Origin of the sequence: Kitasatospora sp. NPDC059146 (genome assembly GCF_042786665.1) — a bacterium.
GTDB lineage: Bacteria > Actinomycetota > Actinomycetes > Streptomycetales > Streptomycetaceae > Kitasatospora.
Genome location: NZ_JBHZCY010000105.1, coordinates 25,858 through 32,401, shown reverse-complemented (window position 1 = coordinate 32,401; position 6,544 = coordinate 25,858). Strand labels below are relative to the sequence as shown.

Genomic DNA, 6,544 nt, shown 5'->3' with positions numbered 1-6,544 from the left:
GGACCCCCGCGCCGGCCGCCGACGTTCGGTCAGGACTCCACCCCCTGGCACTTGTGGCTGCGCGCCACAGGACCGCGGACTGAGTGCAGCGGACGTGCCGGACGTCGCGTTCTGCGTGCACGACTGCGCTCATCGAGTTGCTGAGCACACTGGTGGCGACGGGATCACGAGAGCTCCAGCCGGGGCTTGCGGGTGCCGCGCGGGCGAAGCCGTCAGCAAGGTGAGCACGATGGCCCCGACGGCCGGTCGCCGTCCTCCTGATACGTACCCGCCCACTACCCCACAGCGCGGGCTGCCGCCGCCAGCGAACCCCCACCTCATCACCCGCTCGGGCGACGGCACCGGGGTGGCGCGGCGCCAGCCGGTTGCCGCGGGCTGCTTCCACACCGGATTCTCCTCGTTGCGGCCCGCCGTCGCCTGGGCCGAAGATCGGGGACGGCGGCCCTGGGCAGCTCTCCCGGTTGGTTCATGGCGAAGTCCTCCCGTCAGGGGTGGTCTGTGAAGGACGGCGGCCGCCCCGACGGGCGGTGCCGAGCGGGGCGGCGCTCAGAGGGCGCGGGCGCTCACCGGGGGCAGGACGGCGCAGCCGGCTTCGACGAGCATGCCGGGGCGCAGCGGGACGGCCTGGTGCACGGAACCGAACAGCACGATGTCGCCCGCCTTGAGTCCGGTGCCGAACGCGGCCAGGCGCCGGGCCAGCCACGCCACGGCCGCGAGCGGGTCGCCGAGGACCTCGGGCCCGTCCCCGAGGCGGCTGGGGCGCCGCCGCTCCGCAGACTCAGCAGGCGCTCGGGCAGGTGGAGGCCGGGGCGGAAGGGTACGACGGGCCCGGTGACGATCCGCGCGCACGCCGCGTTGTCCGCGACGCTGTCCGCCAGCGCGAGCTGCCGGCCCCGGTAGCGGGTGTCGATGATCTCCAGCGCGACCATCGCCTCGGACACCGCCGCGCGCGCGGCGGCGACGTCGACCGCCTCACCGGCCAGGTCCTCGCCGAGGCGGAACGCGAACTCGCTCTCGATGAGCGGGGACACCAGGGCGGCGGTGTCGACCGTGCCGCCGCTGGGGACGGCCATGTAGTCGAGGAGGACGCCGGAGTCCGGTTCGGCGATGCCCACCTGCCGGCGCATCGCCTCGGAGGTGAGGCCGACCTTGTGGCCGATCGGCCGGGGCCCGGCCACGATCCGCAGCGCGGCCCCGGCCCGCTGGATCCGGTAGGCGTCCACCAGGTCCACGTCCGGGCGGCGGGCGGTCAGCGAGGTCACGGGGACGGCGGCGCGCTCGGCCTGCCACAGGGCGAGGGCTTCCTGCTCGATCCACGGCGCCACCTCACCGCCCGGCCCCTGGCCGGTGAGGGCGGCACCGAGATCGGGCAGGTCCGGCGGCATCGGCGGCCGGTTGGCGGACCTGCCGCCGGCAGGGCGGCGCGGGGCACCGGGCGGCGGAGCGGCAGGGCCTCGGGAGCGTACGGACATGGAGTCCCCCAGGTGTGAGGTCCTGGTGCAGCAGTTCTGCACCGGTGACCATCACAGCTCGGCGGCCACCGCCCGCGGCAGGGCTCACGAGGGGGCCGACGGACCGACGGCGGGGCCGACGCGCTTCCGGACCCGGCCGCCCGGGAGGCGGGGCGGTCAGGCTCCGGTGGGTTCGCCGCCGACGTAGCGGGAGACGACCAGCGGCAGGAAGTCCGCGGCGTGCCCGAGGTCGCTCACGTCCTGCACGCTGCGCACGACCGCGAGCCGGTCCAGCTCGGGACCGACACCGCGGGCGCGCTCCTCGTGCGCCAGCGCCTCGTGGTGCTTGAGCGCCAGGGCGGCCGGGACCTCCGGCGCCAGGAAGTGCACGCCGACGTTGCCGTGCTCGCCGCGGGTCACGCCCCAGGCCGTCATGTCCTCGGGATCGCAGCCGACACCGGTCTCCTCCAGCAACTCCCGCGCGGCGTGCCGCCGCAACGCCGCCACGTCGAGACGCTCGCCGTCGGCCGGCGGCTCCGCCGAACCCCCGGGCAGCCCCCACCGTCCCGCAGACGCGGTGAGGTCGGAGCTCCGGCCGACGATCAGCCCGCCGTCCTCCACCGGCTGCAGCACGGTGACGAAGATCGAAGCGGGGAACCAGGAGCAGCCCTCGACCCGGCGAAGCGCGCGGTGGCGGTAGGTCGCCGCCGCCCACGACAGCAGCAGAGCGCCGTCGGCCTGTGTCTCGACTCCGACGCAGGCCACCGCCGGGCCGTCGAACAGCGCCGGCTGCCGGGCGACCGCCTCGTCCCAGAAGCGGTCCATGGCCGCCAGTTCCTCCGGCGACAACGGGGGAACGGCCGTCTGCTCCAGGCGCAGGGTCCTAGCGTCGAGGAACTCAACGTTGCTCACCCGGCCATCGTGGCAGACCGGGCGGGCCCTCCCGGCATCGTCTGCGCGACCGCCACGCCCTCTGCTAGGTTGCCCGCCCGCCGCGGCGGGTCCGCCTCGTGCGGCGACCTGCGTCCCACGGTCCCCACCGCCCCGGGCCACCTCGCCGGGCACCGGGGCGGGCCGGCGCCGCGTGGGCCCCCGCGCCGTCCGTCGGCCCCCTCGTCGGCCCTCCCGCTCCACCCGGACCGGGCGGTGTGATGGCACCCGGCCGCCAGAGCCGTACACCGCCCGGTACGACGAGCCCTCCGGCGACTCAAGAGGGAAGTGACCATGTCGATCACCCTGACCGGCAGCGCCCGCGTGGCGGCCGTCGTCGCCCATCCGGATGACGACCTGCTGGTGTTCTACGGCACGCTGCGCGGCTGGAGCGACGCGGGCGCTTCCGTCACCGTTATCGTCGCCACCCACGGAGCCAACGGCGTGTCCGTCGCCGACCAAGCCGCCGGAATCACCCTGACCACCGTCCAGCGGCTGGCAGAACTACGGGCCTGCTACCAGGACACCGGCATCACCGTCTCGTCATCGAGCAGCCGCGCGGCACCGGCCACTACGGCACCGGCCACTACGGCACCGCCCTGCCCCCGCTGTGCGCCGCCGAGTGGATCGGCGGTGACGACTTCCTCCTCGCCTCCGGCGACGACCTCCTCCTGCGCCTGGACCAGGGATCGGACCTGGCAGACCTCGTCAACGCCCGCCGAGGCGCCCACACCGCAGGCGCGGTCGCCGTCGCCGTCCAACCCTCCGACCGCCCGCTGCGCTACGGCGTGATCCAGCACCGCCCCCACGCCGGCGAGCATCCCCTGATGGACTCGGTGCGGGCCTGGAACCCCGGCGACCGCGAGCACGGCACCGCGCACGTCAACATCAGCAGGACCCTGCTCCCGGCGACCGCACTGCCGTACTTTGCCGCCGTCCGGCCCGCGGATGACGGCGAACTGCGGGCCAGGCCACACCGACGCCATCACCGCCTTCGCCCACGACCACGACCTGCTGGTCCAGCCGATCCTGGGGGCCTACTACGACTGCGGAAGCCCCGCAGGCCTGCACGCGGCCAACACCGTCATCTCGGGCGCGGCCTGAAACAGAGCGGCGGCCCTGCCAGCTACCGCACACGGGGCCGGCTCCTCCTGAACATCCGAACGGGCCAACAGTGTTGGTGCGGCTCCCCGGCCCGCTCGGGGGTTCGGGTCCGGGGCCGCCGTTCTCCACGGTGCCGCTGCCGACTGCCGACGTCGCGCGGGACTACGCCGTGACGGTGACCGTGAGGGCCCGACGGTCCGGGGTCCGGCGCCGCTTCGAATGGTCTCCCACGGCGTTTCCCCTTCGGTCGCGTACGGGACACGCTCAACCGCTCATCCTCACCCGCCCCGGCATCGGACGGTAGAGGGCGTGCGGAGGCCTCCGGGGTGCGCACAGCACCACCTTCACCCCGACCCGGAGCCCGACGGCCGCCGTCGCGGAGTACGAAGTCCGGGGCGTTGGAGCAGCCGGGCCGCGGTGGCCCGGCGTCCTGGCGACCACGGTGTCTGGCGTGACCGGGTCCCTGCATCGGTAGCTCTCTGTAGCCGATGTAACGGCGTGTTGTCCCGGGTTTCGGTGTTCCCGTCCCGGTCAGGCTGGGTGTCGGCATCTTGATCACGCCGGAGTGGTCGATGCCGAGGGGAAGGGCCTGATCGCCCACCGCCTGACATCCGAAGCGATCCCGAAACTCATGATCGGAGCAAATCCCCGTGAATCCCCGCACGCGGCATGACCGGCCTCGGGTCGGCTGGATGGCCTGCGCTTACGGGGCCGCAGCCCTTGGTGCCCTGACGCTGGCCCCGTCCCTGCGCTCTCTCCACCACGTGGCCGTGCTCGGCGGCTACTCCGGGACCATGGCCTGGGGGTGGGTTGCGCTCCCCGCCGGCGCGGCCGTCGTCGGTCTGCTCTCGGTGATGCTGCTGGTCGCGCTCGGCTCCAGGGTCGGGATGTGGCCGCTGGCCACGCTCGCGCTCGGGTTCGGTGCCGTGGTGGGCGCCGACGGCTACGACGGTGCCACGACGGCCATGTGGACGGCCATGGCCGTCTTCCCGTTGGCCACCCTGGCGGCCATCGTGGCCACTGGCCTCGCCGTTGGCCCGGGGGTGGCCAAGTGAGCGCCGCCAGACGGTCACCGAGGTGTTAGGCGGCGACCGAGGATGCGAGTGGGGCCCGTGCCATGAGGTCCGCAGTCCGAGCGAACAGCCGAAGAAGGGGTCCCGCTGTGACCGAGCACTCTGTCCGCGCGGCGGTGTTCTCGGCCGGGTCCTGGGGCACCGCGATCGCCAAGGTCCTGGCCGATGCCGGTACGGACGTCACCGTGCACGCCCGCCGAGGCGAGATCGCCGACGCGATCAACACCACTCACCGCAACCCGGGCTACTTCCCGGACACCGAGCTGCCCGCCTCGGTGACGGCGACGACCGACCCGGCCGCCGCGCTGGCCGGCGAGGACTTCCTGGTGCTGTCCATCCCCGCGCAGTCGCTGCGGACCAGCCTCGCCGCGTGGGCGCCGCACATCGGGCCGGACACGGTGATCGTGTCGTTGATGAAGGGCATCGAGGTCGGCACCGGACTGCGGGCGAGTCAGGTCATCAGCCAGGTCACCGGCGTCCCGGCTTACCGGGTCGCGGTGCTGTCCGGCCCGAACCTGGCTGCCGAGATCATGGCCGGCCAGCCCGCCGCCGCGACCATCGCCTGCCCGGACGAGGACGCCGCACACCGCTTCCAGCGGGCCTGCCACACCCCGGGCTTCCGGCCCTACACCAGCACCGACGTGACCGGCTGCGAACTGGGCGGAGCGGTGAAGAACGTCATCGCCCTGACGGTCGGCATTGCCTCGGGCATGGGCCTGGGCCACAACTCCACGGCCATGCTCATCACCCGGGGCCTCGCGGAGGCCACCCGCCTGGCCGAGGCCATGGGCGCCCACCCGGCCACCCTCGCAGGCCTGTCCGGCGTCGGCGACCTGGTGGCCACCTGCTCCTCCCCGCTGTCGCGCAACCGCACCTTCGGCGTCCACCTCGGCCGCGGCATGAGCGTTGCGGAGGCGACGGCAGCCACCCGGCAGACCACCGAGGGCGTCAAGAGCGCGGAGGCGATCCTCGCCCTGGCCCACGCCCACGGCGTCGAGATGCCGATCACCAACGTGATGACCGCCCTGCTGAACGAGAAGATCACGCTCGACGAGGCCGCCACCGCGCTGATGCAGCGCCCTCCCCGGCCCGAGCGCTGACCTCGGCGGCCCCGCCGCGTCGGCGCCGGGCCGCCCCTGCCACCTTCGCCCTCCCACCCCGGAGGCTCATCGTCATGCACACGTCCGTGCTGTCCGCTGCCCAGATCACCGTGGCCCCCGCCCTGGCGGCCTGGATGGCCAACGGGTTCACCAACCGGCCCGGCCGCCTGCTGCGCTGGCGGATGTTCTGCCGCGCCACCTTCACCATCATCATCCTGCCCCACCAGCACCCGGGCCCCGCTCCACCCTCTGCCAGAACTGCAGCGCCCCGACCGCCCCCCGCAGGCCCCCGGACAGGAGAAGCCCCGTGACCAGCAACCTCCCCGTGGACCACACCAAGGCCTCCCCCGTCACCCCGATCCGCGCCGGCGCGCAGGGCATCCAGCGAGACCTCGGCGCCGATCTCCGCCGTGCCACCGCCGTGCTCCGCGGAATGCCCAACCAAGCGGAATCGGACATCACCGTGGCCGCCTCCGCCGCGATCGTGGTCACCGGACGAACCCCCGCCGACGCGCTGCAGACCGCTGTCGACTGGCGCCGCAACGCTACCCACGCCACGACCTGCACGCCGCCCTCACCGGCGCCGACCTGGTTGCCCTGGCCACCGAGTGGCCCGAGTGCCGCCAAGTCAACCCCCTGCACCATCGTCGACCCCGACCGCTGGTGCCACGCGGGCTGGAACGTCCGTCAGCTCGGCCGCCCCGGGAAGTAGTCCCCCGTACGGCGCGGACTCAAGACCGGGCGAACACTTCCCTGCATTTCCCCTATTCGGGTGAACCGCCGCTCCCCGACCGGCCCTACTCGCCTAGCATGCCTTGGGCACGCGCCCACAGCCCCTGCCGGGAAGCGACGTTGACTTCTGTATCGAGAACACTACGCTCCGCAT

Annotated in this window: 8 protein-coding genes; 6 read left to right on the top strand and 2 right to left on the bottom strand. The window is 73.7% G+C overall.

All coding sequences use genetic code 11. The features are described from left to right. Positions 1 to 563: 563 nt before the first annotated feature. Positions 564 to 1,385 carry a 2-keto-4-pentenoate hydratase gene (locus tag ACFXPX_RS32835; protein WP_380593630.1) on the bottom strand — a complete coding sequence of 274 codons (822 nt, stop codon included), beginning with the start codon at positions 1,383 to 1,385 and terminating at the stop codon, positions 564 to 566. Positions 1,386 to 1,628: 243 nt separating this feature from the next. Beyond that, positions 1,629 to 2,363 carry an NUDIX domain-containing protein gene (locus ACFXPX_RS32830; protein ID WP_380593631.1) on the bottom strand — a complete coding sequence of 245 codons (735 nt, stop codon included), beginning with the start codon at positions 2,361 to 2,363 and terminating at the stop codon, positions 1,629 to 1,631. A gap of 312 nt (positions 2,364 to 2,675) precedes the next feature. Here ACFXPX_RS32830 and ACFXPX_RS32825 point away from each other — a divergent pair, with 312 nt between their 5' ends. From ACFXPX_RS32825 to ACFXPX_RS32800, 6 genes are all read left to right on the top strand, one after another. Further along, positions 2,676 to 3,173, top strand: coding sequence for a PIG-L family deacetylase (locus ACFXPX_RS32825; RefSeq protein WP_380593632.1), 498 nt, complete (start codon positions 2,676 to 2,678; stop codon positions 3,171 to 3,173). Positions 3,174 to 3,329: 156 nt separating this feature from the next. Further along, positions 3,330 to 3,485: a hypothetical protein gene (locus ACFXPX_RS32820; protein ID WP_380593633.1), complete on the top strand. Its 156-nt coding sequence runs from the start codon at positions 3,330 to 3,332 to the stop codon at positions 3,483 to 3,485. 692 nt (positions 3,486 to 4,177) lie between these two features. Continuing rightward, positions 4,178 to 4,540: a hypothetical protein gene (locus ACFXPX_RS32815; protein WP_380593634.1), complete on the top strand. Its 363-nt coding sequence runs from the start codon at positions 4,178 to 4,180 to the stop codon at positions 4,538 to 4,540. Between the two features lie 62 nt (positions 4,541 to 4,602). Continuing rightward, positions 4,603 to 5,658 (top strand): NAD(P)H-dependent glycerol-3-phosphate dehydrogenase, encoded by a 1,056-nt coding sequence (locus tag ACFXPX_RS32810; RefSeq protein WP_380593635.1) that lies wholly within the window; start codon positions 4,603 to 4,605, stop codon positions 5,656 to 5,658. Between the two features lie 74 nt (positions 5,659 to 5,732). Further along, positions 5,733 to 5,969: a hypothetical protein gene (locus tag ACFXPX_RS32805; protein WP_380593636.1), complete on the top strand. Its 237-nt coding sequence runs from the start codon at positions 5,733 to 5,735 to the stop codon at positions 5,967 to 5,969. Next, complete coding sequence (locus ACFXPX_RS32800) at positions 5,966 to 6,370, top strand: hypothetical protein (protein WP_380593637.1); 405 nt, start codon at positions 5,966 to 5,968, stop codon at positions 6,368 to 6,370. Before ACFXPX_RS32805 ends, ACFXPX_RS32800 begins: the two co-directional genes overlap by 4 nt. Positions 6,371 to 6,544 lie beyond the last annotated feature (174 nt).